We start from the raw sequence: 25,897 nt of genomic DNA, 5'->3' as shown, positions 1-25,897 counted from the left end.
GGTCTAGAGCGCGACCCCGTGCGCCTCGGCGACGCCCGCGGCGCCGTCGACGGCCAGGATGCGGTGCAGCTTGGTGGCCACCAGCAGCCGCTGGAGCTGGGCCGGGACGGAGCGCAGCACCAGGCGGCGGCCGATCCGGCCGGCCCGCCGGTGGGTGCCCATGATCACGCCGAGCCCGGTGGCGTCCCAGAACTCCAGCCGGGCGAGGTCGAGCACGAGGTCGCCGAGGCCGCCGTCCACGGCCTGGTGCAACCGGACCCGCGCGTCGGCGGCGGTGCGCACGTCGAGGCGGCCTTCGATGGCCAGCGCCGTGTGGTCGCCGGTGATGCGCATGCTCTCCTCCTTCGCCTGGACGGCCTGGTGCGGGGCGGGTCCGCCCCGGCCGTGCCGGGTACGGGAGCGGGGGGTTCGTCCGGGCGGGCCGCAGCCCCTCACCCGGCCCCGGGCGGAATGCCGGGTTCCCTCATCTGACGGTGAACCGGCTCCGCAGGTTGCTGGTTCCGGCCAGATCTGAAGCAACTTCACCCGTCCGAGGGAATATACGCAGGTCGGCCCCACACCTACGCTCGATTACCGCCCAAATCACCCGTCTGCGGCACGCTGCGTGAGGAAACTCACCCGGCCCGGCGGAGCGGGCCGTACGATGCTCCGATCGCACGGCCCGCCGGTCGTTCAGCCCCGCCGGCTCACTTGCCCTCGTACGGGTAGAAGCCGCGGCCGCTCTTGCGTCCCAGGTCACCGGCGGTGACCATGCGGGCCATGATCTCCGGCGCGGCGAACTTCTCGTCCTGGGTCTCGTCGTAGATGTTGCGGGCGGCGTGCAGCAGGATGTCCACGCCGGTCAGGTCGGCGGTCTGGAGCGGGCCCATCGCGTGGCCGAAACCGAGCCGGCAGGCGGTGTCGATGTCCTCGGCGGTGGCCACGCCCGACTCGTACAGGCTGGCGGCCTCGACGACCAGCGCGGTGATCAGGCGGGTGGTCACGAAGCCGGCCACGTCGCGGTTGACCACCACGACCTCCTTGCCGACGCCCTCGGCGTAGGCGCGGGCGGTGGCCAGCGTCTCGTCGCTGGTCTTGTAGCCGCGGACCAGCTCGACCAGCTTCATCATCGGGACCGGCGAGAAGAAGTGGACGCCGACGACCGACTCCGGGCGCTCCGTGGCGGCGGCGATCCGGGTGATCGGGATGGCGGAGGTGTTGGAGGCCAGCACGGCGCCGTCCTTGGCGAGCTTGTCGAGCTCGCGGAAGACGCCCTCCTTGACCTCCAGCTTCTCGAACACGGCCTCGACCACGATGTCGGCCTCGGCGACGGCGCCCAGGTCGGTGGTGGTGGTGATCCGGCCCAGCGCGGCCTCGGCGTCCTCGGCGCTCAGCCTGCCCTTGGCGACGAACTTCCCGTACGAGGCGCGGATGCCCGCCAGGCCCCGCTGGAGCGCCTCCTCGGTGACGTCCCGCAGCACCACCGGGTGGCCGGCCTGCGCGGACACCTGGGCGATGCCGGCGCCCATCAGGCCGGCACCGATCACGGCGATCTGCTTGCTGGACGCATTGCTCATGGCTGGGTCTCCCGATGCCGTCGCCGCCCTGCGGGCGGGCCCTGAAGGCGGCTCAGGACAGGGGTCACCCGCCGTAGGAGCCGCATCGCTCTGGCCGGACTCTAATGCCCAAATCCCCCGTGCAATAGCAATCGGGAGTGTGATCTGCAACCGACCTGGTCGGTCGCCCAAGAAGGCGACCGGAGGGCGACAAGAGGGTGATCAGATGGTCATCCCGAGGTCCTGGGCCAGGATCGCCGCCTGCACCCGGCTGCGCAGCCGCAGCTTCGCCAGGATGCGGCTGACGTGCGTCTTGGTGGTCGCCTCCGCCATCTCCAGCCGGGCCGCGATCTCCCCGTTGGACATCCCGGAGCCGATGCAGGCCAGCACCTCCCGCTCGCGGCCGGTCAGCGCCCCCACCGCCGCCCGGGCCTCCGGTCCGACCGTCCGCTCGGGGCGGGCGAAGGCCCCGATCAGACGCTTGGTCACCGAGGGCGCCAGCATGCCGTCCCCGCGCGCCACCGTACGGATGCCCTCGACCAGGGTGTCCGCCTCCAGGTCCTTGAGCAGGAAACCGGACGCGCCGGCCCGCAGCGCGCCGTAGACGTACTCGTCCAGGTCGAAGGTGGTCAGCACGAGCACCTGCCCGGCCCCGGCGGCGACCACCTCGCGGGTCGCCGAGACGCCGTCCAGCCGGGGCATCTGCACGTCCATCAGCACCACGTCCGGCCGCAGCTCCAGCGCCAGCCGGACGGCCTCCTCGCCGTCGGCGGCCTGCCCGACCACCTCGAAGCCCGGCTCGGCGCGCAGGATCATCACCAGCGCCGCCCGCACCGCCGCCTGGTCCTCGGCCACCAGTACCCGGATCGTCATGCCCGCCCCTCGTTCCCCTGGGCGCGCGGCAGCACCGCGCGCACCCTCCAGTACCCGTCCCGCGGCCCGGCCTCGAAGCTGCCGCCGAGCAGCCCGGCCCGTTCCGCCATGCCCACCAGCCCCGCCCGGGCGCCGGGCAGCCCGCGGCCCGGCCCGCCCCGGTACGGGCTGTCGACGGCGATCCGCAGCTCCTCCGGCGCGAACTCCAGCCGCAGGCTGACCAGTCCGGGCCCGGCGTGCTTGAGCGCGTTGGTCAGCGACTCCTGGACGATCCGGTACGCGGCCAGCCCGACCGGCACCGGCAGGTCACCGCGCTCACCGGACTCGGACAGCTCGAAGTCCAGCCCGACGTCCTGGCCCGCCGCCCGGGCCTTGGCCAGCAGGGCGTCCACCGCGGCCAGGTCGGGCGCCGCGTAGGACTCGTCCACCTCTCCCCCGCCGCTGTCCCGGAGCAGCCCGATCATGCGTCGCATTTCGGCCAATCCCTGGACGCTGTTCTCCCGGATCACCGCCAGCACCTCCACCAGCGGATCGTCCTCGGGCAGGCTCCGGCGCCGGGCCACCGACTGGGCGCCGGTGGCGTGGATCGCGATCGCCGACAGGTGGTTGGCCACCACGTCGTGCAACTCCCGTGCCATCCGGGCCCGTTCGGCACCGATCGCCTCGCGCCGGTCCATCTCCGAGAGCAGCGCGGTCTGTTCCGCCCGCAGCCGCTCGGCCTCCGCCTCCTCCCGGTGCTTGCGCACCACGTCCCCGGTCCACACCGGGGCCAGGAAGACCAGCGAACTGACCACCACCACCAGCAGCGCGCCGGACGTCCCGCCGTAGATCGCCGCGAGGGTGGAGAGCGCCAGCACGGTGGCCCCGCCGCTCAGGTGCAGCACCCGGGACATCCGCGGGGTCCCGTAGATCACCGCCGCGTACAGCAGGTCGGTGTACATGATCAGCGTCGCCAGCAGGCTGCCCGCGAACAGGCTGCCCGCGAAGGCCAGCCCGCCCAGCGACACCGCGAGCACCGGCCTGGTCCGGCGCACCAGCTCCAACCCCGCCAGCACCATCAGCGGCAGCACCACCGCCCACAGCGGCACCCGGTCGGCCCGGTCGTACACCTTGAAGACGATCAGCACCGAACCGCCGAGCAGCCCGCAGAGGGCGATCAGCTGGTCCTGCCGGCGCGGGGAGAGGGCGGGGAACGGGAGGGGCACGTTCCCATCTCACCATCCCCGGCGGCCGGCCCGGCTCCGGTCCACGGAGGAGCCCGCTACATCGAAAGGTGCAGGCCGCTACGGCACCGCGCGACGACGACAGCGGCACGCCCGCGCACCAGGCTGGAAGCACCGCCGAAACACCCGGGAGCAGAACGTGATCGTCACCCTCATCGTCGCGGCCGAGATCTCCTTCTGGATCCTGCTCGGCCTCGGCCTCGCCACCCGCTACCTGCTCCGGTGGCGCCGCACCAGCACCGCGCTGCTGGTCGGTCTGCCGCTGGTCGACCTCACCCTCTACGCCCTCACCGTCCTCGACCTGCGCGGCGGCTCCACCGCGAGCTGGACGCACGCCCTGGCCGCGAGCTACGCGGGCTTCTCGATCGGCTACGGCCCCTCGCTGGTCCGCTGGGCCGACCGGCACTTCCTGCACCGCTTCGCCGGCGGCCCCAAGCCGCTGCCCTCGCCCAAGTACGGGCCCGAGCGGACCAGGTACGAGTGGCAGATCGCCGGCCGGACCGTCGTGTCCGCCGCCGTCACGCTGAGCCTGATCACCCTGCTCGTCCCGCTCTCCGCGGGCTCCGCCCACTTCGGCACCTTCCTCCAGTGGTACCTCAAGCTGGGCATCGCCGCCGTGGTCAACGTGATCGTGGCCGGCTGCTACTCGCTCTGGCCCAAGCAGCCGCCGGCCGGCGTGCTGGTCGAGGACGGCCGGGTGGTCACCGGGAAGACCCTCGCCGGGACCACCCCCGGCGGCACCCCCGCCGACCGGCCCTGAACCGTCGAGGGCCCGTCCCCGGACCCCCACGGGGGAGGAGTCCGGGGACGGGCCCTCGACGCGTTCTAGCGGTTCTCGCCCGGGACCCAGAGCACGTCGCCGCGCTCCTTGTTGGCCACCCGGGCCAGGATGAACAGCAGGTCGGACAGCCGGTTGAGGTACTTCGCGGTCAGCGGGTTGACGCTGTCGCCGTGCTCCGCGATCGCCGACCAGGTGGAGCGCTCGGCCCGCCGGACCACCGTGCAGGCCAGGTGCAGGTGGGCCGCCCCGGCCGTGCCGCCGGGCAGGATGAAGCTGCGCAGCTTCTCCACCCGCGCCAGGTAGTCGTCGCAGTCCGCCTCCAGCCGGTCGATGTAGGACTGCAGCACCCGCAGCGGCGGGTACTTCGGGTCCTCCACCACCGGGGTGGACAGGTCGGCGCCGACGTCGAACAGGTCGTTCTGGACCCGGACGAGCACCGCCGTCATGTCCTCCGGCAGCTCCCCCACGGCGAGGGCCACCCCGATCGCCGCGTTCGCCTCGTTGGCGTCCGCGTACGCGATCAGTCTCGGATCGGTCTTGCTGGTCCGGCTCATGTCGCCGAGCGCGGTGGTGCCGTCATCGCCGGTACGGGTGTAGATGCGCGTCAGATTGACCATGCGGCCAGCGTAGCCGCCGGGTTAGGCGACGTTAACCCCGCCTGGAGAGGCCGCTACGCGACGTTCACCCTCTGCCCGGGCGGGGCCGCCTCCAGCCAGGCCAGGAAGCCGGTCAGCGCGTCCTCGCTCATCGCCAGTTCCAGCGGCGCCCCGTTGTGCAGGCAGCGCAGCACCACCGAGCCGGACAGCAGCGCCAGTTCCTCCTGGCCCTCCGGGTAGCGCCGGCCGAGCACCTCGATCTCCCGGCGCGGAAGCATCTTGCGCGGGCGCGGGGCGTACGAGAAGACCCGGAACCACTCGATCGAGTCACCGCTGTAGCGGCCGATACCAAAAACCCACCCCTTGCCGTCGGTCGGGGGGACCGGGGCTGAGGTGGGTTTGCCGTTCTCGTCGAGGTCGGGCTGCGTCGAGGCGTCGGCGGGCATTTTGAGCCGGTAACTGCAGTCGAAGGTGCCGCCGACCCGCTGGATCAGGCGGCGTCGGACGGCGAAGGCCATCAGCCCGATCACTCCCAGGGCCACGACCGCCGCACACACCACAAGCGCGAGGACCATGCTCACCTACCTCCTCGCTACCCGCGTTCCCCGTAACGGTCGTATCAAGCGACCGCGCTGACCTACCAACTACGACGACAGTCCCGGGGTCACGCTCGCGCGTCCCCGGGACCGTCGGTCGACCCCGCTAAACCGGGGTCCGGCGCACTCAGGCGTGGGCCTTGAGGCCGCGCGCCGCGAACAGACGGACCTCGGCGCGCCGCTCGGCGTGCTCGTCCAGGCCCGACTTGGCCTTCTCCAGTGCGCGCTCGGCACGCGCGACGTCGATCTCGTCCGCCAGCTCGGCGATCTCCGCGAGCAGAGACAGCTTGTTGTCGGCGAAGGAGATGAAGCCGCCGTGCACCGCGGCGATCACGGTGCCGCCGTCCACCGTGCGGATGGTGACGGGACCGGTCTCCAGCACGCTCAGCACCGGGGTGTGGCCCGGCATGATGCCGGTGTCACCGGAGGCCGTACGGGCGACGACGATGGTGGCCGCACCGGACCACACCTTGCGGTCGGCTGCGACCAGCTCGACGTGCAGCTCAGCCAACGTGGGCTCCTAGGCTCATGCAACGCCCGATTACTCGGGAGTTTCGGTAAGAATAACGGCCCCGCGCCTCCGGCATGAAACCGGCGGCACGGATTTGACCGGAATCACAGCCGATGCGACGCGAGGGGTGGGTCCCAGGGCTGGGGCCCACCCCTCACGGTCACGCTCAGCTGCTACCGGCCGCGATTACTTCTTCGCCAGCTCGGCGGCGTTCTTCTCGAGGTCCTCGATGCCACCGCACATGAAGAAGGCCTGCTCCGGGACGGAGTCGTACTTGCCGTCCGCGATCGCGTTGAAGGCCTCGATGGTCTCCGACAGCGGCACGGTCGAACCCTCGACACCGGTGAACTGCTTCGCCACGTAGGTGTTCTGCGAGAGGAAGCGCTCGATGCGACGGGCACGGTGCACCGTGATCTTGTCCTCTTCGGACAGCTCGTCGATACCGAGGATCGCGATGATGTCCTGGAGGTCCTTGTACTTCTGCAGGATCCCCTTGATACGGATGGCCGTGTCGTAGTGGGTCTGCGCGATGTACCGCGGGTCGAGGATGCGGGACGTGGAGTCCAGCGGGTCGACGGCCGGGTAGATGCCCTTCTCCGAGATCGGGCGCGACAGAACGGTCGTCGCGTCCAGGTGGGCGAAGGTGGTGGCCGGCGCCGGGTCGGTCAGGTCGTCCGCGGGGACGTAGATCGCCTGCATCGAGGTGATCGAGTGACCGCGGGTCGAGGTGATGCGCTCCTGCAGGAGGCCCATCTCGTCGGCCAGGTTCGGCTGGTAGCCCACCGCGGAGGGCATGCGGCCGAGCAGGGTCGACACCTCGGAACCGGCCTGGGTGAACCGGAAGATGTTGTCGATGAAGAGGAGCACGTCCTGCTTCTCGACGTCACGGAAGTACTCCGCCATGGTCAGCGCGGACAGCGCGACCCGCAGACGGGTGCCCGGCGGCTCGTCCATCTGGCCGAAGACCAGCGCGGTCTTGTCCAGAACGCCCGAGTCGACCATCTCGTCGATGAGGTCGTTGCCCTCACGGGTGCGCTCGCCGACACCGGCGAACACCGACACACCACCGAAGTTCTCGGCGACGCGGTAGATCATCTCCTGGATCAGAACGGTCTTGCCGACACCGGCACCACCGAACAGACCGATCTTGCCACCCGTGACGTACGGGGTGAGCAGGTCGATGACCTTGATACCGGTCTCGAACATCTCGGTCTTGGACTCGAGGTCCTTGAACTCGGGAGCCTTGCGGTGGATCGGCCAGCGGACCTCGACCTGCTTGTCGAACTCCGCCTTGTCGACGTTCAGCACGTCACCGAGGGCGTTGAACACCTTGCCCTTGGTGATCTGGCCGACCGGGACGGAGATCGCCGCACCGGTGTCGGAGACCTGCGAACCGCGGACCAGGCCGTCGGTCGGCTGCATCGAGATGCCGCGGACCATGCCGTCGCCGAGGTGCTGGGCGACCTCGAGGGTCAGGATCTTCTTGCCCGTGCCGTCGGGGTTGTCCACCTCGACGTGCAGGGCGTTGTACATGTCCGGAATCGCGTCGACGGGGAACTCCACGTCGACGACCGGGCCGATGACCCGCGCGACGCGGCCCGTCGCCGTGGTCGGCTCAACAGTGGTGGTCATACTCATTCGCTCCCGCGGCTAGCGTCGGCGAGGGCGTTGGCGCCGCCGACGATCTCGCTGATTTCCTGGGTGATCTCGGCCTGACGGGCCGAGTTGGCAAGCCGCGTGAGCGACTTGATGAGCTCGCCGGCGTTGTCCGTCGCGCTCTTCATCGCGCGGCGGCGGGCGGCGTGCTCGGAAGCGGCCGACTGCAGCAGCGCGTTGTAGATCCGGCTCTCGACGTACCGCGGCAGGAGCGCGTCCAGGACGCCCTCCGCCGACGGCTCGAAGTCGTACAGCGGGAAGATCTCCGACTTGGCCGGCGACTGGTCGCTGAGCTGGACCTCGTCCAGCTTCAGCGGCAGCAGCCGCGCCTCGACCGCGTTCTGCGTCAGCATCGACACGAACTCGGTGGAGACCAGGTGCAGCTCGTCCACGCCGCCGGTCTCGGCCGTGAAGGCCTCGATCAGGTCGGCCGCCACGGTCTTCGCGTCACCGTAGGTCGGCTTGTCCGAGAACCCCGTCCACGAGTCCGCCACCGTCAGGCCGCGGAACGTGTAGTACGAGACGCCCTTGCGGCCGATGATGTACGTCACCACGTCCTTGCCCTCGGACCGCAGGCGCTCGCTGAGCACCTGGGCGGCCTTGATGGCGTTGGTCGAGTAGCCGCCCGCCAGGCCGCGGTCCGCCGTGATCAGCAGGACCGCGGCGCGCTTGGCGGCCGGGTTCTCGGTGGTGAGCGGGTGCTTGGCGTTGGACCGGGTGGCCACCGCCGTCACCGCCCGGGTGAGCTCATCGGCGTACGGAGTGGAGGCGGCCACCGCGCGCTGCGCCTTGACGATGCGCGACGCGGAGATCATCTCCATCGCCTTGGTGATCTTCTTCGTCGCGGTGACAGAGCGGATCCGGCGCTTGTAGACCCGAAGCTGTGCTCCCATGGGTCGTTACGTCCTTTCCCTCGCTACCGGACTCAGGCCTGCTCGGAGAGCAGCTTGCCGTCAGCGGTCTGGTACCCCTGCTTGAAGGCCTCGACGGCGCTGGTCAGCGCGTCGACGGTGCCGTCGGCCAGCAGGCCGGTCTCCACGATGCCGGCCAGCAGGTCCTTGTGCTGGAGGCGGACGTGGTCCAGGAACTCGCGCTCGAAGCGGCGGATCTCGGCGACCGGGACGTCGTCCAGCTTGCCGGTGGTGCCGGCCCAGATGGAGACGACCTGCTCCTCGACCGGGAACGGCTGGTACTGGCCCTGCTTCAGCAGCTCGACCATGCGCGCACCGCGCTCCAGCTGGGCCTTGGAGGCCGCGTCCAGGTCGGAACCGAAGGCGGCGAAGGCCTCCAGCTCACGGTACTGGGCGAGGTCCAGACGCAGGCGGCCGGCGACCGAGCGCATGGCCTTGATCTGGGCGGAGCCACCGACGCGGGAGACCGAGATACCGACGTTCACGGCCGGGCGGATGCCGGCGTTGAACAGGTCGGACTCCAGGAAGCACTGGCCGTCGGTGATGGAGATGACGTTGGTCGGGATGTACGCCGAGACGTCGTTGGCCTTGGTCTCGATGATCGGCAGACCGGTCATCGAGCCGCCGCCCAGGGCGTCGTTCAGCTTCGCGCAGCGCTCCAGCAGGCGGGAGTGCAGGTAGAAGACGTCACCCGGGTAGGCCTCGCGGCCCGGCGGGCGGCGCAGCAGCAGGGAGACGGAACGGTAGGCCTCGGCCTGCTTCGACAGGTCGTCGAAGATGATCAGGACGTGCTTGCCGTCGTACATCCACTCCTGGCCGATGGCCGAACCGGTGTACGGGGCGAGGTACTTGAAGCCGGCCGGGTCGGAGGCGGGAGCGGCCACGATGGTGGTGTACTCCAGCGCGCCGGCCTCCTCCAGGGCGCCGCGGACGGACGCGATGGTGGAGCCCTTCTGGCCCACGGCGACGTAGATGCAGCGGACCTGCTTCTCCGGGTCGCCCGAGCGCCAGTTGTCACGCTGGTTGATGATCGTGTCGACGGCCACCGCGGTCTTGCCGGTCTGGCGGTCGCCGATGATCAGCTGGCGCTGGCCGCGGCCGATCGGGGTCATCGCGTCGATGGCCTTGATACCGGTCTGCAGCGGCTGCTTGACCGACTTGCGGGCCATGACGCCGGGGGCCTGCAGCTCCAGGGCACGGCGACCGGTGGCGGCGATGTCGCCCAGGCCGTCGATCGGGTTGCCCAGCGGGTCCACGACGCGGCCGAGGTAGCCGTCGCCGACCGGAACCGAGAGGACCTCGCCGGTGCGGCGCACGGTCTGGCCCTCTTCGATGCCGCCGAACTCACCGAGGACGACGACACCGATCTCGCGGGTGTCGAGGTTCAGCGCGAGGCCGAGCGTGCCGTCCTCGAACTTCAGCAGCTCGTTCGCCATGACCGAGGGCAGGCCCTCGACATGCGCGATGCCGTCCGCCGCGTCAGTGACCTTGCCGACCTCTTCCACAGAAGCGGCGTCCGGCTGGTACGACTGGACAAAGTCGGCCAGCGCGTCCCGGATCTCCTCCGGACGGATCGTAAGCTCCGCCATCAGGCTTCCCTGCTCTCCTAGTTTGCGATCCTCGGCCCGCCATTGAGGGCCGCAAGTATTCGACTCTCGGCCGGGTCTTCCGAACCGGCCGTACGATGTGCCGGCTCCTTGGGGAGCCGGTTTCCCGACCGAGGGTCGGATGTGCTGCTTGGGTGCTCAGCCTTCGAGCGACTGGCGAGCGCCCTCGAGGCGGCTCGACACGGTGCCGTTGATGATCTCGTCGCCGATCTGCACCCGGACGCCGCCGACGACCTCGGGGTCGACGTCGATGTTCAGGTGGACCTGGCGGCCGTACATCCGGGCCAGAGCACCGGACAGGCGCTCCTTCTGGGTGTCCGACAGCGGCACCGCGGTGGTGACCAGGGCCACCACGCGGCCGCGGCGCGCGGCGGCGAGCTTCGAGTAGGACTCCAGGCCCTGCTCCAGGCTACGGCCACGCGGCACGTTGACGAGGGCGGTGACCAGCCGGACGGTACCGGCGTTGGCGCGGCCGCCGAGCAGCTTGCCGATCAGCCCGGCCTTCGCGACGGCACCGGCCTTCGGCTCGGTCAGCGCGGCGCGCAGCTCGTGCGAGCCGCTCACCACCCGGCCGAAGCGGAAGAGCTCGTCCTCGACGTCGTCCAGGGCGCCGGCCTTGTCCGCGGCGATGATCTCCGCGTAGGCGGCGAGCTCCTCGGTCGCGTCCACCAGGTCGCGCGAGCCCGACCAGCGGGAGCGGACCAGGCCGGAGACCAGGTCGACGGCCTCGCCGGAGACCTGGCCGGTCAGCAGCGAGGTGACCAGCTGGGCCTTGTCCTGGCCCGACCGCGAGGGGTCGGTCAGGACGCGGCGCAGCGACACCTCGCGGTCCAGCACGGCCGTGACGGCGGTGAGCTCCTCGGCGAGCTTGGCCGCGTCCACCGAGGTGGAGTCGGTCAGGCTCTCCAGGTTCTGCCGGCCGGCGACGAGGGCCTCACGGCTGGCGCCGATCACTTGGCCGCACCCTGAGCAACGGCGGCCTTGGCCTCCAGCTCGTCCAGGAAGCGGTCGATGACGCCGCTCTGCCGGGTGTGGTCCTCGAGGGACTCACCCACGATGCGGGACGCCAGCTGGGTGGCCAGCGAGCCCACGTCCTGACGCAGGGCGGCAGTGGCCTGCTTCTTGTCCGCCTCGATCTGGGCGTGACCGGCGGCGACGATGGCCTCGCGCTGGCGCTGGCCCTCCTCGCGCATCTCGGCGAGCTGGGCGGCACCCTGCTCGCGAGCCTGCTCGACGATGCGGGCAGCCTCGTGGCGCGCCTCGGCGAGCTCGGCGCGGTACTGCTCAAGCAGGGCCTGGGCCTCCACCTGGGCGGCCTCGGCGCGCTCCATCCCGCCCTCGATCGCGTCCCGGCGCTCCGACAGCACCTTCTCGATGCTGGGGAGGAGCTTCTTGCCGAGCAGACCGAAGACGATGAAGAAGCAGAGCAGGCCGATGATGATCTCGGGCCACGCGGGGAGGAGAGGGTTCATCTTCTCCTCGGCCGCGAGCTGGACGATCGCCATGCTCATATCTGGACCTTCCTCAGAAAGGGTCTACGGCGGGATTACTTGTTGCCGAAGACGAACGGCATGACGATGCCGATGAGGGCGAGCGCCTCGGTCAGCGCGAAGCCGATGAACATGTTGGAACGGATGAGACCGGCAGCCTCGGGCTGGCGGGCCATGGCCTGGACACCGTTACCGAAGATCAGACCGACGCCGATGCCGGGGCCGATGGCGGCGAGGCCGTAGCCCAGGGAGGCGACGGAACCGTAGACAGTGCCCTCAGCGAGGATGCTCATTGACGTTGTCCTTTGCAGGGTGGTGAACCGGTGGTGATTGGCCACCGGGCGATCCGGGACGGGAAGTGGTTCTCGGCGGGGCCGGGGCCCCGGGGCTCAGTGCGCCTCTTCCAGGGCACCGGCGATGTAGCTGCTGGCCAGCATCACGAAGATGTAGGCCTGCAGGAACTGGACCAGCAGCTCGAAGGCGGTCAGGCCGACGGCCACGATGAACGAGGCCGAGCCGTACAGCGCGCCCAGGGACGGGCTGAGCAGGTACCAGGAGGCGATGGAGAACATCACGATCAGCAGGTGGCCGGCGAACATGTTCGCGAAGGCTCGGACCGCGAGCGTGAAGGGGCGCACGAAGATGTTCGAGAAGAACTCGATCGGCACCAGGATGAACATGACCCAGCCGGGGATGCCCGACGGCCAGCAGAGGTTCTTGAGACCGCCGACGAAGCCGTGCTTCTTGAAGGTCAGCGTCATGTAGGTGATCCACACGACCGCAGCGAGGCCGGCCGGGAACGCGATCGCCGCCGACACCGGGAACTGTGCGAACGGGATGATCGACATGATGTTCATCAACCAGATGAAGAAGAACATCGAGACCAGCATCGGGACGTACTTCTCGCCCTTCTTGCCGATCGTCTCCAGCACGATGGAGCGCTTGACGAAGTCGTAGCCGATCTCACCGACCAGCTGCAGCTTGCCGGGGACGAGGCGCGGCTTGGCGAAGGCGGCCCAGAAGAACACGACGACCAGGAGCGCGACGATGATCGACAGCAGCATCGGCTTGTTGAACTCGATGCTGCCGATCGAGAAGATCGGCTTGAACTGGAACTCGTTCAGACCCGGGGCCGGGAAGCCACAGCCAGCGTCCCCGAAGTGGCAACTGCCTGAGGCGAGGGACGTGAGTTCAGCACTCACCGCGGACTCCTTCGTCGTGACGCATGGTTACGGCAACCTCGGTGTGTCGGCGTGGCCTGCGACCACGGAGCGGCACTGGAACTTGATGGGTTTCTCGCCGACCCCGCGCGCCGGTGCACGGCACCACAGCGGGATCATCGAAGACTGCGCGGATCAGGGGGGCGATCCGTCCGCTCTCCGGACAGACCAGGCCTCTTCCCGTACTCCGTTGTTGCGACGGACGATAGCAGCCCGTCAGTGCGGCATAAACACCGCCCCCCTCGTTGGGGGGACAGTTGGGCCTCGTCACTGTTGACGCCCCTTGTCGGAGGGCTTGTCGCCCTTCTTTTCGGAGGCGTCGGGGTCGACGTAGAAGGTTTTGGCCTTGAGCGCACCGCGCACCTGGAAGCCCGTCCAGATCAGAGCGCAGCCGAGCAGGGTGAACGCGAAGGCCTGCCGGTTGAACAGCTCGGTGTCCTTGAAGACCGCGAGCACGATGCCGACCAGCAGGATCTGCGTGGTGTACACCAGCAGCGCCGCGGCCATCATGATCTGCGGGTTCGACCTGGTCAGCCGGTCGAGCGCGACCTGGCCGAAGCTGAAGAAGGCCATCACGAGGAGTGCGCCGAGGAGGGCGCCGAGCAGCCCCTTCCCACCGGCAACGGCAAAGGAGATCACCATGGCGATGATTCCGGCGACCGCAGTGGGAATCGCGGCGCCTCGGAGGATCCGGGCGTCGGTGGACGGCATGTCGGCAGCTCCGGCGGCATGTCGATGTGGCGGGGGACGGGCACTGCGGTGGCGGGTGACACCGGACCGAGGCATCGCCGCGGGCCGCCATGTGAGCGACGGGCCCGGTGAGGGAGACCGACAGGGACGGAAGTCATCCACCTGTCAGGTCTTTCGGCGTGTTCTCGATACTCGTGAACGGTATCACAAACTATTTGATGAGAGCTTTACCATGAATGTGTGGCACCTGTCACACCAACGGCGCAACGATTCCGCCGTTCGGGTGACGGCCACCTGTCGTGGCATCAACTCCCTTGTCAGTGGCGGCCGGTGGCCTTGGGGTGGGAGCCGACCGCGGTGGAGCCCACGCCGGACTCCCGCCCGGCTTCACCCAGGAGTTCCTTGTCCTTGGCCGACAGTTCAGCCATCGGACCGCTCTGCTGCCGGCGGTAGCGCGGGGGGACGAAGGACTGCACCGCCCGCGGGGCGCGCGGCCGGAACCGCGGGGTGAGCAGCACCACCAGGCCGACCAGGCAGAGCCCGGCGAGCGTCAGGACGACGGTGCGGCCGGTGTTGGTCACCGAGAAGGCGACCGAGCCGAAGGCGATCAGCGCGGCCCAGAAGTACATGATCATCACGGCGCGGCTGTGCGAGTGCCCCACCTGGAGCAGCCGGTGGTGCAGGTGGCGCTTGTCCGCGGCGAACGGGGACTGGCCCGCCCAGGTGCGGCGCACCACCGCGAGCAGCAGGTCGGCCAGCGGCAGCGCGATGACCGTCAGCGGCAGCAGCAGCGGGATGTAGATCGGCACCAGGGCGTGCACGGCGGCGGTCTGCGAGCCGGCCTCGTTGCTGATCAGGTCCGGGTCGACCCGGCCGGTGATGGAGATCGCGGCGACGGCCAGCATCAGGCCCAGCATCATCGAGCCGGAGTCGCCCATGAAGATCCGCGCGGGGTGCATGTTGTGCGCCAGGAAGCCCAGGCACATGCCGATCAGCAGCACGCTGAACAGCACCGCGGGGGCCGCGTCGGAGATCGTGTAGCCGTACCAGAGCCGGTAGCTGTACAGGAAGAAGGCCATCGCGGCGATGCACACCATGCCGCCGGCCAGGCCGTCCAGGCCGTCGATGAAGTTCACCGCGTTGACCATGACGACGACCAGGGTGACCGAGATGACCATGCCCTGGGTCGGGCTCACCGCGACCGGGCCGACACCGGGCACCGGGAGGGTGATCACCGTGACGCCCTGCCAGACCATCACGCCGGCGGCGATCATCTGGCCGCCGAGCTTCACCAGCGCGTCCACGCCCCACTTGTCGTCGAGCACCCCGAGCAGGAACATGATCCCGGCCCCGGACAGCAGCGCGCGGATGTCGGTGCCCTGGGAGAACACCTTGCTCAGGTTGTCCAGCTGCGAGGCGACCAGGATGCCCGCGCACAGTCCGCCGAACATCGCGATGCCGCCGAGCCGCGGCGTGGGTTCGCGGTGCACGTCGCGGGCGCGCACCGGCGGCATGGCGCCGGCCGCGATGGCGAACTTCCGGACCGGGCCCGTCAACAGGTAGGTGACGGCGGCGGTGCAGAACAGCACCAGCAGATACTCACGCACCACTGGCCTCCTGCATCACTGTCGAACGGGGAAGTACCGAAGGTACTCCCCTGCCTTCCCGGGGTTCGAGGTGCGTCGCCACGGCACACACCTTATTGAGTCGGACGCCCGGACCGTGCATCGCGGTTCGCCCTCCCGGGTAGGAGATCCGGATACCCGCGGAAGGCCGCCGTCAGGCCCGGTCGGCGAAGGCCGCCGCCAGCTCCCGGACCCGCGCCGCGGCCGGGACGACCGCGTCCCCGGCGAGCACCCGCGCGATCAGCCCGGCGAGCTCCGCCAGCTCCGGCTCCCCCATCCCCTGGCTGGTGACCGTGCCCGTGCCCAGCCGGATGCCGGAGGTCTCGGCGGCCGGCGCCGGGTCGTACGGCAGCGCGCACTTGCCGAGCAGCAGCCCGGCCGCCGCGCAGCGCCGCTCGGCCTCCGCGCCGGTCACGCCGAGCGGGCTCACGTCGGCGGTCACCAGGTGGGTGTCGGTACCGCCCGTCAGGGGGCGCATTCCGGCCTCTGCGAGCCCCGCGGCGAGCGCCCGCGCCCCGGACACCGTCCGCTCCGCGTACGCCCGGTACGCGGGCTTCGAGGCCTCCGCGAGGGCCACCGCCTTGCCGGCCACCTCGTTCATCGCCGCGCCGCCCTGGCTGAACGGGAACACCGCCCGGTCGATCCGCTCGGCCAGCTCCGCGGTGCACAGCAGCAGCCCGCCGCGCGGGCCCCGCAGCAGCTTGTGGGTGGCCGCCACCGTGACGTCCGCGTACGGCACCGGGGAGGGCGCCACCCCGGCCGCGATCAGCCCGGTGGTCTGCGCGGCGGAGGCGATCAGGTAGGCGTCCACCTCGTCGGCGATCTCGCGGAACGCCGCCCAGTCCGGGTGCCGGGGGTGCGAGATCGAACCCGCCACGATGGCCTTGGGGCGGTGCTGCCGGGCCAGGTCGCGGACCTGGTCGAGGTCGATCAGCCCGTCGGACTCGCGCACGCCGTAGCCGGTGAAGTCGAACCAGCGCCCGGAGAAGTTGGCGCGCGAGCCGCAGCTGAGGTGGCCGCCGTGCTCCAGTGACATCGCCAGCACCCCGTCGCCGGGCCGCAGCAGCGCCGCGTACGCCGCCAGCATCGCCGAAGTCGCCGACCGCGGCTGGACGTTGGCGTGCGGGGCGGCGAACAGCTCGCGGGCCCGGTCGATCGCCAGCAGCTCGGCGGCGTCCGCCAGCGCGCAGCCGGTGTGGTGCCGTCGGCCCGGGTAGCCCTCGGCGTACTTGTCGATCAGCGGGCCGGTGAGCGCCGCCAGGACGGCGGGGGTGGTCAGGTTCTCCCCCGCCAGCAGCTGGATCGTCTCGGCGCGCCGCTCGGCCTCCGCGGCCAGCAGGTCGGCCAGCTGCGGATCGGCCCGGTGCAGCGCCTCGGACGCCCAGGGGCGCCCGGTCGTGGCGGTCGGGCCGGACGCGGCATCGGTGACGGTCATGGCGGGGCTCCCGGGCGCTGCGGGGACTGTGTCACCCAGCGTAGGACCGCTCCCGCCACCCGGCCCGCCGGGCCGCGGCCGAACGGCCCCGTGCGGCGCCCTGCCCGTCAGCGCGGCGCGGGGACGCCGGTCAGCGCGGTGACCACCGGGTCGACCGCGTGGAATATCTCCTCGCCGCAGTTGCGGAACATGCCGATCGGCGCCCCGTACGGGTCGTCCACCTCGTCCGACTCCGGCGTGGCGGCCAGCAGCCAGCCGCGCAGCGCGGCCGCCGCCCGGACCAGCGCGCGGGCCCGCTCGGTGACGTCGGCGCCGCGCCTCGGGTCCGGCAGGGTGCCCGGGTCTATCGTCCGCACCAGGCGGGTGAACTCCTTCAGCGTGAAGGTGCGCAGCCCCGCCTCGTGGCCCATCGAGATCACCTGGGCGCGGTGGTCCAGCGTCGCGGTGAGCACCAGGTCGGCCTCGACCACGTGCTCGTCCAGCAGCTCGCGGCCGGTGAAGCCGCCGCTGTCGGCGCCGTACTCGTCGAGCACGGTCGCGGCGTGGTCCTCCATCGGCGCGCCCTCGTGGCCCCAGGTGCCGGCGCTCTCCACCAGGATCCGGCCGGCCACCCGGGGGCTCAGCCGGGTGTCCAGCTCACGCCGGGTCAGCCGCTCGGCGATCGGCGAGCGGCAGATGTTCCCCGTGCAGACGAACAGGATCCGGAAGTGGTCCAGCGGCCTGGGGCCCACGCTCAGGTACGGCGCTATGCCCGGCCCGGCGTGCAGCGAGGCGGTGGGCGTCAACTGCCGGCCTCCAGGTCGGGGACGACCTCCCTCAGCTGCTCGACGCTGATCGCACCGGCCCGCAGCAGGACCGGGACCTTGCCGGTGACGTCCACGATCGACGAGGTGGCGGAGTCCTCGGCCGCCCCGCCGTCCAGGTAGACCGAGACCGCGTCGCCGAGCTGGGCCTGTGCCTCGTCACAGGTCAGCGGGGAGACCCCGCCGATCCGGTTGGCACTGGAGACGGCCAGCGGGCCGGTGCTGTTCAGCAGCTCGATGGCGACCGGGTGCAGCGGCATCCGGACCGCGACGGTGCCGCGGGTGTCGCCGAGGTCCCAGCGCAGTGAGGGCTGGTGCCGGGCGACCAGGGTGAGCCCGCCCGGCCAGAAGGCGTCGACCAGCTCCCAGGCCTGCTCGGAGAAGTCGGTGACCAGGCCGTGCAGGGTGGTCGGCGAGCCGACCAGCACCGGCGAGGGCGTGTTGCGGCCGCGGCCGCGGGCGGCCATCAGCTCGCCGACCGCCTCCGGGGAGAAGGCGTCCGCACCGACCCCGTACAGGGTGTCGGTGGGCAGCACGACGAGTTCGCCGCGGCGGATGGCCGAGGCGGCCTCGCGCAGACCGGTGGCGCGGTCCCCGGCATCGGCACAGTCGTAACGGCGGCTCATCGGTGCGGTCCCCTTCCGGAGTGGCTCATGGCGTTACAGCGCAGCCTTGCGCGCCGTCGTACGGTGCTCGGTGGTCACGACCCGACCCTCCGGGCCGTGGTCCTGTGCCCGACGGTTCACGACCCGACCCTCCGGGCGGTCGTCCTGTGCCCGACTGTTCACGACCCGACCCTCCGGGCGGTCGTGAAGCGGGGCCGGTTGTTCAGGTCGCGGTGGTCGGCGGTGTCCGTCCAGCCGTGTTCCTCGTTGAAGATCCACGGCACCTGGCCGCCCTGCTGGTCGGCGTGCTCGATCACCACCGCGCCGCCCGGGCGCAGCAGTCGGGCCGCGACCCGCTCGATGCCGCGGATGGTGTCCAGGCCGTCCTCGCCGGAGAACAGGGACATCTGCGGGTCGTGGTCGCGGGCCTCCGGCGCGACGTACTCCCACTCGGTGAGCGGGATGTACGGCGGGTTGGAGATGACCAGGTCGAAGCGGCCGTCCCAGGAGCGGTCGTCCTCGAAGGCCTTGGTGGCGTCACCGGCGTGCAGGGTGACCCGGGCGCGGTCCGGGCTGGCCTCGATGTTGCGCCGGGTGTACTCCAGCGCCCCCTCGTCCAGTTCGAAGGCGTGCACGGTGGAGCGCGGCAGTTCCTGGGCCAGGGCGAGGGCGATCGCGCCGGAGCCGGAGCACAGGTCCACCACCAGCGGCTCGGCCACGTCCATGTCGCGCACCGCGTCTATCGCCCACTCGACGACCGTCTCGGTCTCCGGCCGGGGCACGAACACCCCGGGGCCGACCTCCAGTTCGAGGTAGCGGAAGAACGCCCGCCCGGTGATGTGCTGGAGCGGCTCGCGCGCCTCGCGGCGGGAGACCGCCTCCCAGTAGCGGGCGTCGAAGTCGGCGTCCTTCACCGTGTGCAGCTGGCTGCGCTTGACGCGGTGGACGTAGGCGGCGAGCTCCTCCGCGTCGAAGCGCGGCGACGGCACGCCGGCCGCGGCCAACCGCTGGGTGGCCTGGGCCACCTCGGCGAGCAGCAGGTTCATCCGTACGACCTCTTGTTTCTGCGCTCCGGCTTCGGGCGAAGCGCGGGCTGGGGCGCGCCGGTCTCAGTTCTCTTGGGCCGCGGCGGCGAGCTTGGCCTCCGCGTCCTTGTCGACGCAGGACTGGATCACCGCGTTCAGTTCGCCGTCCAGGACCTGGTCCAGGTTGTACGCCTTGAATCCGGTGCGGTGGTCCGAGATGCGGTTCTCGGGGTAGTTGTACGTGCGGATCCGCTCCGAGCGGTCGACCGTACGGACCTGGCTGCGGCGCGCGTCCGAGGCCTCCCGCTCGGCCTCCTCCTGCGCGGCGGCCAGCAGCCGCGAACGCAGGATGCGCATCGCCTGCTCCTTGTTCTGGAGCTGGCTCTTCTCGTTCTGGCAGGACGCCACGATACCGGTCGGCAGGTGGGTGATCCGGACCGCGGAGTCGGTGGTGTTGACCGACTGGCCGCCGGGGCCGGAGGAGCGGTAGACGTCGATCCGCAGGTCGTTGGCGACGATCTCGACCTCGACCTCCTCCGCCTCGGGGGTGACCAGCACGCCCGCCGCGGAGGTGTGGATGCGGCCCTGGGACTCGGTGGCGGGGACGCGCTGCACGCGGTGCACGCCGCCCTCGTACTTCAGCCGGGCCCAGACGCCCTGGCCGGGCTCGGCGTTGCCCTTGGTCTTCACGGCCACCGAGACGTCCTTGTAGCCGCCGAGGTCGGACTCGTTGGAGTCGATGATCTCGGTCTTCCAGCCGATCCGCTCCGCGTAGCGCAGGTACATCCGGAGCAGGTCGCCGGCGAACAGCGCGGACTCCTCGCCGCCCTCGCCCGCCTTGATCTCCAGGATGACGTCCTTGTCGTCACTCGGGTCGCGCGGCACCAGCAGCAGCCGCAGCTCCTCGGTGAGCTCGTCCCTGCGGGCCTCGGAGGCCTTCGCCTCGGCGATGAACTCCGGGTCCTCCGCGGCGAGTTCGCGCGCGGCCTCGATGTCCTCGCCGGCCTGCCGCCACTGCCGGTAGACCCGGGTGATCGGGGTCAGCTCGGCGTACCGCTTGGCCAGCTTGCGGGCGTTGGCCTGGTCGGCGTGGACGGACGGGTCGGCCAGCCTCGTCTCGAGGTCGGCGTGCTCGACGAGGAGCTCTTCGACTGCCTCGAACATGGGGTGGCCTTCTTCCCGGTGACTCGGAAACGTGTGGGGGGTGGGGAATTCGCGGGGGGACGCGAACGGCGCCGGCCCCCAGCGCCCCCGACAACGAGTACGGGGGCACCGGGAACCGGCGCCGAGGGAGCGCTAGGCCTTCGCGCTGTGCTGCTTGCCGAAGCGGGCCTCGAAGCGGGCCACGCGGCCACCGGTGTCGAGGATCTTCTGCTTGCCGGTGTAGAACGGGTGGCACTGCGAGCAGACCTCGGCGCGGATCTCGCCACTGGTCTCGGTCGAGCGGGTGGTGAACTCGGCGCCGCAGGTGCAGGTCACGCGCGTGACCACGTACTCGGGGTGAACGTTGGGCTTCAAGGGGTTCTCCTAGGTTTCGGGAGGGTACCGGGTCGGCGGCTGGGGCGCCGCACGTGAACCGGGACCGACGGACCAGTCTGCCAGGACCGGCCGCATCTTCCCAAACCGGGTCGCGTTCCGGGATATTCCGGACCCCCCTCAGCGCGTGCCGGCGGCCTTCGCGGACGGCTTCCCCGCGGCCGGCGCGGGGGCCGTGGGGGCCGCCTGGGCGGGGTTCTCCGGCTGTTCGGAGACGATCGCGGAGGGGAACGGCTGGTCGGCCTTGAGCGCCGCCCAGACCTGCCCCGCCTGCGGCTGCAGCGGGACCACCCGGTTCGGGTCGCTGGGGGCCGTCTCCACCGGCAGGGTGACCATGCTCAGCTGGTCCGGGCCTATCCCCTTGAGCTCCTGGGCGAGCCCCACCAGCGAGTTCACCGAGCCGAGCGCGGAGTCGGTGGTGATGCTCCTGGTCACCGTGTCGCCGACCGACCACAGCTTGACCGGGTTGGTGAGCATCCCGCTCCCCCCGACCTGCTGCAGCAGCGACTTCACCATCTGCTTCTGGAGCTCGATCCGGCCGAGGTCGCTGCCGTCGCCGACGCCGTGCCGGGTGCGCACGAAGGCCAGCGCCTGCTGTCCGTCCAGGTGGTGCTCGCCGGGCGGCAGGTCGAGCCCGCTGTCCTTGTCGTGGATGGCCACCGTGGTGGTCACGGTGGCCCCGCCTATCGCGTCCACGACCCGGGCGAAGCCGGCGAAGTCGACCTGCAGGTAGTGGTCCATCCGCAGCCCGGTGAGCTGCTCGGTGGTCTTGACCGCGCAGGCCGCGCCGCCGCTCTCGAAGGCGCTGTTGTACATCGCGCGCTTGGCGCCGGGCACCGGCTTGCCGTTCGCGTCGACGCAGTCGGGGCGGGCGACCAGGGTGTCGCGCGGGATCGAGACGATCTGGGCGCCGGAGTGGGCCTGGTTGACGTGCACCACCATCGCGGTGTCCGAGCGGGCGGTGCCGCCGGTGTCCCCGCCGGCGACCGAGCCGTTGTCGCCGGCCCGCGAATCGGAGCCGAGCACCAGGATGTTGAAGGAGCCGTCGGTGGCGGCCGGCGGCCGGGCGTCGCCGAGCCGGGCGTCGATGTCGACGCTGGTGATGTTCCCGTTGAGCCTGAAGTAGGCGAAGAGGCCCGCGCCGGCGCCGAGGACGACGAGCGCGGCGAACGCGCAGGCAGCCGTCCGCAGGATTCTGCGGCGGCGACTCAGGACCCTCTTGTGCTCGGCCATACGGTCCAGAGTAAATCGGACAACATGATCCAAACGCCCCCAAGGTGTCCCGACTCTGGAACAAAGCGGCCAGGACGCACGGAACCCCGGACCGCTCGCGCGATCCGGGGTTCCGTGCTTCGACAGCCGTCCGGCTACGGTCAGTCGCCGGAGCCGGGGGTGGTCTTGGCGATCTGCATCAGGAACTCGGCGTTGCTCTTGGTCTGCTTCATCTTGTCCAGGAGCAGCTCGATCGCCTGCTGCGAGTCGAGCGCGTGCAGCACCCGGCGGAGCTTCCAGACGATGGCCAACTCCTCGCTGCCGAGCAGGATCTCCTCCTTGCGGGTGCTGGAGGCGTCCACGTCGACGGCCGGGAAGATGCGCTTGTCCGAGAGCTTCCGGTCGAGCTTGAGCTCCATGTTGCCGGTGCCCTTGAACTCCTCGAAGATCACCTCGTCCATGCGCGAGCCGGTCTCGACCAGCGCGGTGGCCAGGATGGTCAGCGAGCCGCCGTTCTCGATGTTGCGCGCGGCGCCGAAGAACTTCTTCGGCGGGTACAGCGCGGTCGAGTCGACACCACCGGACAGGATGCGGCCGGAGGCCGGCGCCGCCAGGTTGTAGGCGCGGCCGAGGCGGGTGATCGAGTCCAGCAGGATGACCACGTCGTGGCCCAGCTCCACCAGGCGCTTGGCCCGCTCGATGGCCAGCTCGGCGACGGTGGTGTGGTCCTCGGCCGGGCGGTCGAAGGTCGAGGAGATGACCTCGCCCTTCACCGACCGCTGCATGTCGGTGACCTCTTCCGGACGCTCGTCGACCAGGACGACCATCAGGTGGCACTCGGGGTTGTTGTGGGTGATCGCGTTGGCGACCGCCTGGAGCACCATGGTCTTGCCGGTCTTCGGCGGCGCGACGATCAGACCGCGCTGGCCCTTGCCGATCGGCGACACCAGGTCGATGATCCGGGTGGTCAGCACGCCCGGGTCGGTCTCCAGGCGCAGCCGCTCCTGCGGGTAGAGCGGGGTGAGCTTGTTGAACTCGGGGCGGCCGCGGCCGCTCTCCGGGTCCATGCCGTTGACGGAGTCCAGGCGCACCATGGCGTTGAACTTCTCGCGGCGCTCGCCCTCGCGCGGCTGGCGCACCGCACCGGTGATGGCGTCACCCTTGCGCAGGCCGTTCTTGCGGACCTGGGCGAGCGAGACGTAGACGTCGTTCTGGCCCGGCAGGTAGCCGGAGGTGCGCACGAACGCGTAGTTGTCGAGGATGTCGAGGATGCCCGCGACCGGGATCAGGACGTCGTCCTCGCCGACCTGCGGCTCGGCCACGCCGGCGGCCTCGAAGCCGTCACGGCCACGACGGCCGCGGCGGTCGCGGTAGCGCCCGCGCCGGCCGCGGCGGCCCTCGCCGAACTCGTCGTCCTCGTAGCCGCCCTGCTGCTGGGCCTGCGGCTGCTGGGTCTGCTGGCCCTGACGGCCCTGCTGCTCGGCCTGGCCGCCCTGCTGCTGGCCGCCGCCCTGCTGGGGCTGGCGGTCGGCGCGCTCGCGGCGGTTGCGGCGGTCGCGGCGCGACTCGCGGCTGTCGCCGTCCTGGGCCTCGCCGCCCTCCTGGCGGTCGGTGCGCTCGGTGCGCTCGGTGCCCTCGCGGCGGTCACGGCGCTCGCGGCGGTCGCGACGCGACTCGCGGCCGTCCTCGCGGCCCTCGAAGCCGCGGGTCTCGGCCGGGCGGGCCTCGGCCTGCTTCGGCTCGGCGACCGCGACGGTGGCGGGCTCGGCGGCGGCCTCGGCGACCGGGGCGACGGGCGCGCCGGCGGCCGAGGTGGCCCGGCGGCGGGTGCGCTCGGTACGGGCGGGCGCGGCGGTCTCCGCGGCGGCCTGGACCGGGATCTCGATCTGGGCCTGCGGCTCGGCGGCGGCCGGGGCCTCGGCCTTGGCGGCGGCGGCCTTGGTACGGCGGGCCGGCTTCTCGGCCGGGGCCTCGGCGTCCGCCTTGGCGGCGGTGCGCTTGGCGGCCGGGGCGGTGCCACCGGCGGCGAGCAGCGGGTCCCCGCCGCTCTTCTCCTTGATGGTCTCGATCAGCTGGCTCTTGCGCATGCGTCCGGTACCGGTGATGCCAAGGTCCGCGGCGAGCTTCTGGAGCTCGGCCAGGACCATGCCGTCCAGGCCCGCGGCGGCACTGCGGCGGCGCCGCGCCGGAGCAGCGGGGGCGGCGGCTGCGTCCGACGCCTCTGCGTCCGGGCGCGCGCCCATCAGATCGGTGGAGTCGCTCACTAAGGGTCCTTCCCTGGAGCGGACGTCGGCCTGTCTGGCTCGGCGACCGGTTGTGCTGTCCTGACCAACGCTCGACTGCGTCGGTCCGAGGCGGTGATCCCTCGAATGGCGGGAGCCTGTCGAGAGAGGGTTACGTGCGAGGTGCGGTGCGTGAAGCACGGTGGTGCTGAGTGGCGCGTGGGCCGGTCGTGTGTCGACCTCCCCTGAGGGCGTAACCCCCACGCTTCCTGCGAATCCCGGGCCCCCGTCGCGTGACGGTGGCCCGTGCTCCGCCCGTCCTGGCCTCAGGTGGGAGGCTGCGGGTGGGAGTCAGGTGCCGTCACGGCTTCGGGATGCGGCCGCATGTCGCGCAGGCAGGCTGCGTACGCGCTGCGGTGGGCTCCCGGAGAATCGTCGCCCCGTGCATCGCCGGGACTCCACTGCCGTGGAGCGCTGGGATCGGGACGCGGCGCACCTAGCCCCGGAGGGCACCTGGTGCAGCAATGAGGTTAACACTACCGACCCCCTCAGACATTCCCCAGCCTTGCGCTTGCCAATCGTGTCCGTCGGACCCGGCTCGGCAGGGTGCCGGCGCCGGGTCCCGAGCGGCCCGTTCGGGCTGCTCAGACGTCCAGCGGGAGCACGACGGCCCCGGTGCGGTCGACGTCCAGCCGGTGCGCGGCGAACGCCGGGTCGCCGCCGTGGCCGTGGTGTCCGGCGAAGGAGAGCACCTTGTCGGCGCCCGCCTCGTCGGTGAGGGCCAGGACGGTCGGGCCGGCGCCGGAGACGACCGCGGGGAAGCCCTCGGCGCGCAGGGCGCCGACCAGCGCGGCGCTGTCCGGCATGGCGGAGGCGCGGTAGTCCTGGTGCAGCCGGTCCTCGGTGGCGGCGAGGAGCAGTTCGGGGCGCCTGGTCAGCGCCTCCACCAGCAGTGCGGAACGGCCCGCGTTGACGGCCGCGTCGGCCAGCGGGACGGTCTTCGGCAGCAGTCCGCGCGCGGTCTCGGTGAGCACCTCGCCGGCCGGCACGAACACCACCGGGACGACCTGCTCGGACGGCTCCAGCACGACCGCCTTGGCCGACTCCTCGTCGGTCCAGGCGATGGTGAAGTTGCCGCGCAGGCAGGCCGCGACGTTGTCGGGGTGGCCCTCCAGCTCGGAGGCGAGGGCCAGCAGCGCGTCGTCGTCCAGCGCGGACCGGCCGCCGATGGTCACCGCGCGGGCGGCCACGATGCCGGCGCAGATGGCGGCCGAGGAGGAGCCGAGGCCGCGGCCGTGCGGTATCCGGTTGGCGCAGACCACTTCGAGGCCGCGGGGCTGGCCGCCGAGCCGGTCGAAGGCGGCGCGCATCGAGCGGACCAGCAGGTGGCGCTCGTCGCGCGGCAGCGTCTCGGCGCCCTCACCGGCGATGTCGACGGAGAGGCCGGAGTCGGCGACCCGGACGACCACGTCGTCGTACAGACCCAGCGCGAGCCCGAAGGCGTCGAAGCCCGGGCCGAGGTTGGCGCTGGTCGCGGGAACCCTGACCCGGACGGCGGCGGCACGGAACGCGGGACCGGCCATACGGTGGACTCTCCTGGGGTAAATCGGGCGGCGCGGAGCGCGTCGTCGGTGCGAGGGTGGGAACGGACCGCGGCCCCTCCGGGGGGCGGGCGGTCGCGGTGTCGGCGCGGCCCGGACCCGCCGGGCCCGGGGCATGTGCCACACGGCCGAAGCCAGAGTATC

The 25,897-nt window shown here is 71.3% G+C and carries 26 protein-coding genes; 1 reads left to right on the top strand and 25 read right to left on the bottom strand.

What is annotated here, in order from left to right:
* Positions 1–3 precede the first annotated feature (3 nt).
* From ACFVXH_RS10240 to ACFVXH_RS10225, 4 genes are all read right to left on the bottom strand, one after another.
* The gene (locus ACFVXH_RS10240; protein WP_049651796.1) at positions 4–333 is read right to left on the bottom strand and encodes an STAS domain-containing protein; all 330 of its coding nucleotides are present in this window, start codon (positions 331–333) and stop codon (positions 4–6) included.
* Between the two features lie 353 nt (positions 334–686).
* Positions 687–1,556, bottom strand: a complete 870-nt coding sequence (locus ACFVXH_RS10235; protein WP_049651797.1) for a 3-hydroxyacyl-CoA dehydrogenase family protein — start codon at positions 1,554–1,556, stop codon at positions 687–689.
* Positions 1,557–1,757: 201 nt separating this feature from the next.
* On the bottom strand, positions 1,758–2,408 hold the full coding sequence (locus ACFVXH_RS10230) for a response regulator (RefSeq protein WP_387822030.1): 651 nt from the start codon (positions 2,406–2,408) through the stop codon (positions 1,758–1,760).
* Entirely contained in the window at positions 2,405–3,613 is a 1,209-nt protein-coding gene (locus ACFVXH_RS10225; RefSeq protein WP_387822027.1) for a sensor histidine kinase, read from the bottom strand. Before ACFVXH_RS10225 ends, ACFVXH_RS10230 begins: the two co-directional genes overlap by 4 nt.
* A gap of 157 nt (positions 3,614–3,770) precedes the next feature.
* On the opposite strand from ACFVXH_RS10225, the gene ACFVXH_RS10220 reads away from it, so the two are divergent.
* On the top strand, positions 3,771–4,391 hold the full coding sequence (locus ACFVXH_RS10220; RefSeq protein ID WP_063780161.1) for a hypothetical protein: 621 nt from the start codon (positions 3,771–3,773) through the stop codon (positions 4,389–4,391).
* A gap of 65 nt (positions 4,392–4,456) precedes the next feature.
* On the opposite strand, the gene ACFVXH_RS10215 is transcribed toward ACFVXH_RS10220, so the two are convergent.
* The 21 genes from ACFVXH_RS10215 to thrB form a co-directional block, all read right to left on the bottom strand.
* The gene (locus ACFVXH_RS10215; protein WP_049651800.1) at positions 4,457–5,029 is read right to left on the bottom strand and encodes a cob(I)yrinic acid a,c-diamide adenosyltransferase; all 573 of its coding nucleotides are present in this window, start codon (positions 5,027–5,029) and stop codon (positions 4,457–4,459) included.
* 53 nt (positions 5,030–5,082) lie between these two features.
* A complete protein-coding gene (locus ACFVXH_RS10210) occupies positions 5,083–5,583 on the bottom strand; it encodes a DUF2550 domain-containing protein (RefSeq protein ID WP_049651801.1) in 501 nt (166 codons plus the stop codon).
* Between the two features lie 148 nt (positions 5,584–5,731).
* The gene (locus ACFVXH_RS10205; RefSeq protein WP_030235805.1) at positions 5,732–6,115 is read right to left on the bottom strand and encodes a F0F1 ATP synthase subunit epsilon; all 384 of its coding nucleotides are present in this window, start codon (positions 6,113–6,115) and stop codon (positions 5,732–5,734) included.
* 186 nt (positions 6,116–6,301) lie between these two features.
* The gene (gene atpD, locus ACFVXH_RS10200; RefSeq protein WP_049651802.1) at positions 6,302–7,747 is read right to left on the bottom strand and encodes a F0F1 ATP synthase subunit beta; all 1,446 of its coding nucleotides are present in this window, start codon (positions 7,745–7,747) and stop codon (positions 6,302–6,304) included.
* Positions 7,748–7,749: 2 nt separating this feature from the next.
* A complete protein-coding gene (locus tag ACFVXH_RS10195; RefSeq protein WP_049651803.1) occupies positions 7,750–8,664 on the bottom strand; it encodes a F0F1 ATP synthase subunit gamma in 915 nt (304 codons plus the stop codon).
* 32 nt (positions 8,665–8,696) lie between these two features.
* Complete coding sequence (atpA, locus tag ACFVXH_RS10190; protein ID WP_049651804.1) at positions 8,697–10,271, bottom strand: F0F1 ATP synthase subunit alpha; 1,575 nt, start codon at positions 10,269–10,271, stop codon at positions 8,697–8,699.
* 156 nt (positions 10,272–10,427) lie between these two features.
* Positions 10,428–11,243: a F0F1 ATP synthase subunit delta gene (locus tag ACFVXH_RS10185; protein ID WP_049651805.1), complete on the bottom strand. Its 816-nt coding sequence runs from the start codon at positions 11,241–11,243 to the stop codon at positions 10,428–10,430.
* On the bottom strand, positions 11,240–11,800 hold the full coding sequence (locus ACFVXH_RS10180) for a F0F1 ATP synthase subunit B (RefSeq protein WP_107086439.1): 561 nt from the start codon (positions 11,798–11,800) through the stop codon (positions 11,240–11,242). The genes ACFVXH_RS10185 and ACFVXH_RS10180 overlap by 4 nt, the downstream gene beginning before the upstream one ends.
* Before the next feature lie 35 nt (positions 11,801–11,835).
* On the bottom strand, positions 11,836–12,072 hold the full coding sequence (gene atpE, locus ACFVXH_RS10175) for an ATP synthase F0 subunit C (RefSeq protein ID WP_031074289.1): 237 nt from the start codon (positions 12,070–12,072) through the stop codon (positions 11,836–11,838).
* A 96-nt stretch (positions 12,073–12,168) separates the two neighbouring features.
* The gene (gene atpB, locus ACFVXH_RS10170; RefSeq protein ID WP_049651806.1) at positions 12,169–12,981 is read right to left on the bottom strand and encodes a F0F1 ATP synthase subunit A; all 813 of its coding nucleotides are present in this window, start codon (positions 12,979–12,981) and stop codon (positions 12,169–12,171) included.
* A gap of 285 nt (positions 12,982–13,266) precedes the next feature.
* Positions 13,267–13,710 carry a hypothetical protein gene (locus tag ACFVXH_RS10165; RefSeq protein WP_387822017.1) on the bottom strand — a complete coding sequence of 148 codons (444 nt, stop codon included), beginning with the start codon at positions 13,708–13,710 and terminating at the stop codon, positions 13,267–13,269.
* Positions 13,711–14,006: 296 nt separating this feature from the next.
* Complete coding sequence (locus ACFVXH_RS10160; protein ID WP_049651812.1) at positions 14,007–15,296, bottom strand: MraY family glycosyltransferase; 1,290 nt, start codon at positions 15,294–15,296, stop codon at positions 14,007–14,009.
* Positions 15,297–15,468: 172 nt separating this feature from the next.
* Positions 15,469–16,749 carry a serine hydroxymethyltransferase gene (glyA, locus tag ACFVXH_RS10155; protein WP_117489544.1) on the bottom strand — a complete coding sequence of 427 codons (1,281 nt, stop codon included), beginning with the start codon at positions 16,747–16,749 and terminating at the stop codon, positions 15,469–15,471.
* Positions 16,750–16,856: 107 nt separating this feature from the next.
* Positions 16,857–17,516, bottom strand: a complete 660-nt coding sequence (locus tag ACFVXH_RS10150) for a protein-tyrosine-phosphatase (protein ID WP_369808349.1) — start codon at positions 17,514–17,516, stop codon at positions 16,857–16,859.
* A 14-nt stretch (positions 17,517–17,530) separates the two neighbouring features.
* Positions 17,531–18,178, bottom strand: coding sequence for an L-threonylcarbamoyladenylate synthase (locus tag ACFVXH_RS10145; protein ID WP_049658072.1), 648 nt, complete (start codon positions 18,176–18,178; stop codon positions 17,531–17,533).
* Between the two features lie 158 nt (positions 18,179–18,336).
* Positions 18,337–19,203, bottom strand: a complete 867-nt coding sequence (prmC, locus tag ACFVXH_RS10140; RefSeq protein WP_049658073.1) for a peptide chain release factor N(5)-glutamine methyltransferase — start codon at positions 19,201–19,203, stop codon at positions 18,337–18,339.
* Between the two features lie 63 nt (positions 19,204–19,266).
* Complete coding sequence (prfA, locus tag ACFVXH_RS10135; RefSeq protein ID WP_049658075.1) at positions 19,267–20,346, bottom strand: peptide chain release factor 1; 1,080 nt, start codon at positions 20,344–20,346, stop codon at positions 19,267–19,269.
* 132 nt (positions 20,347–20,478) lie between these two features.
* On the bottom strand, positions 20,479–20,700 hold the full coding sequence (gene rpmE / locus ACFVXH_RS10130; protein WP_030057539.1) for a 50S ribosomal protein L31: 222 nt from the start codon (positions 20,698–20,700) through the stop codon (positions 20,479–20,481).
* A 138-nt stretch (positions 20,701–20,838) separates the two neighbouring features.
* Entirely contained in the window at positions 20,839–21,951 is a 1,113-nt protein-coding gene (locus ACFVXH_RS10125; protein ID WP_375876474.1) for an LCP family protein, read from the bottom strand.
* A gap of 140 nt (positions 21,952–22,091) precedes the next feature.
* Complete coding sequence (rho, locus tag ACFVXH_RS10120; RefSeq protein ID WP_181970680.1) at positions 22,092–24,194, bottom strand: transcription termination factor Rho; 2,103 nt, start codon at positions 24,192–24,194, stop codon at positions 22,092–22,094.
* Positions 24,195–24,796: 602 nt separating this feature from the next.
* Positions 24,797–25,735 carry a homoserine kinase gene (thrB, locus tag ACFVXH_RS10115; RefSeq protein ID WP_049655887.1) on the bottom strand — a complete coding sequence of 313 codons (939 nt, stop codon included), beginning with the start codon at positions 25,733–25,735 and terminating at the stop codon, positions 24,797–24,799.
* Between the last annotated feature and the right edge of the window lie 162 nt (positions 25,736–25,897).

It is taken from the genome of Kitasatospora sp. NPDC058184 (assembly GCF_042883725.1).
Classification (GTDB): Bacteria; Actinomycetota; Actinomycetes; order Streptomycetales; family Streptomycetaceae; genus Kitasatospora.
The sequence above is the reverse complement of the archived record's forward strand: the minus strand, read 5'-3'. Positions and strand labels throughout refer to the sequence as shown.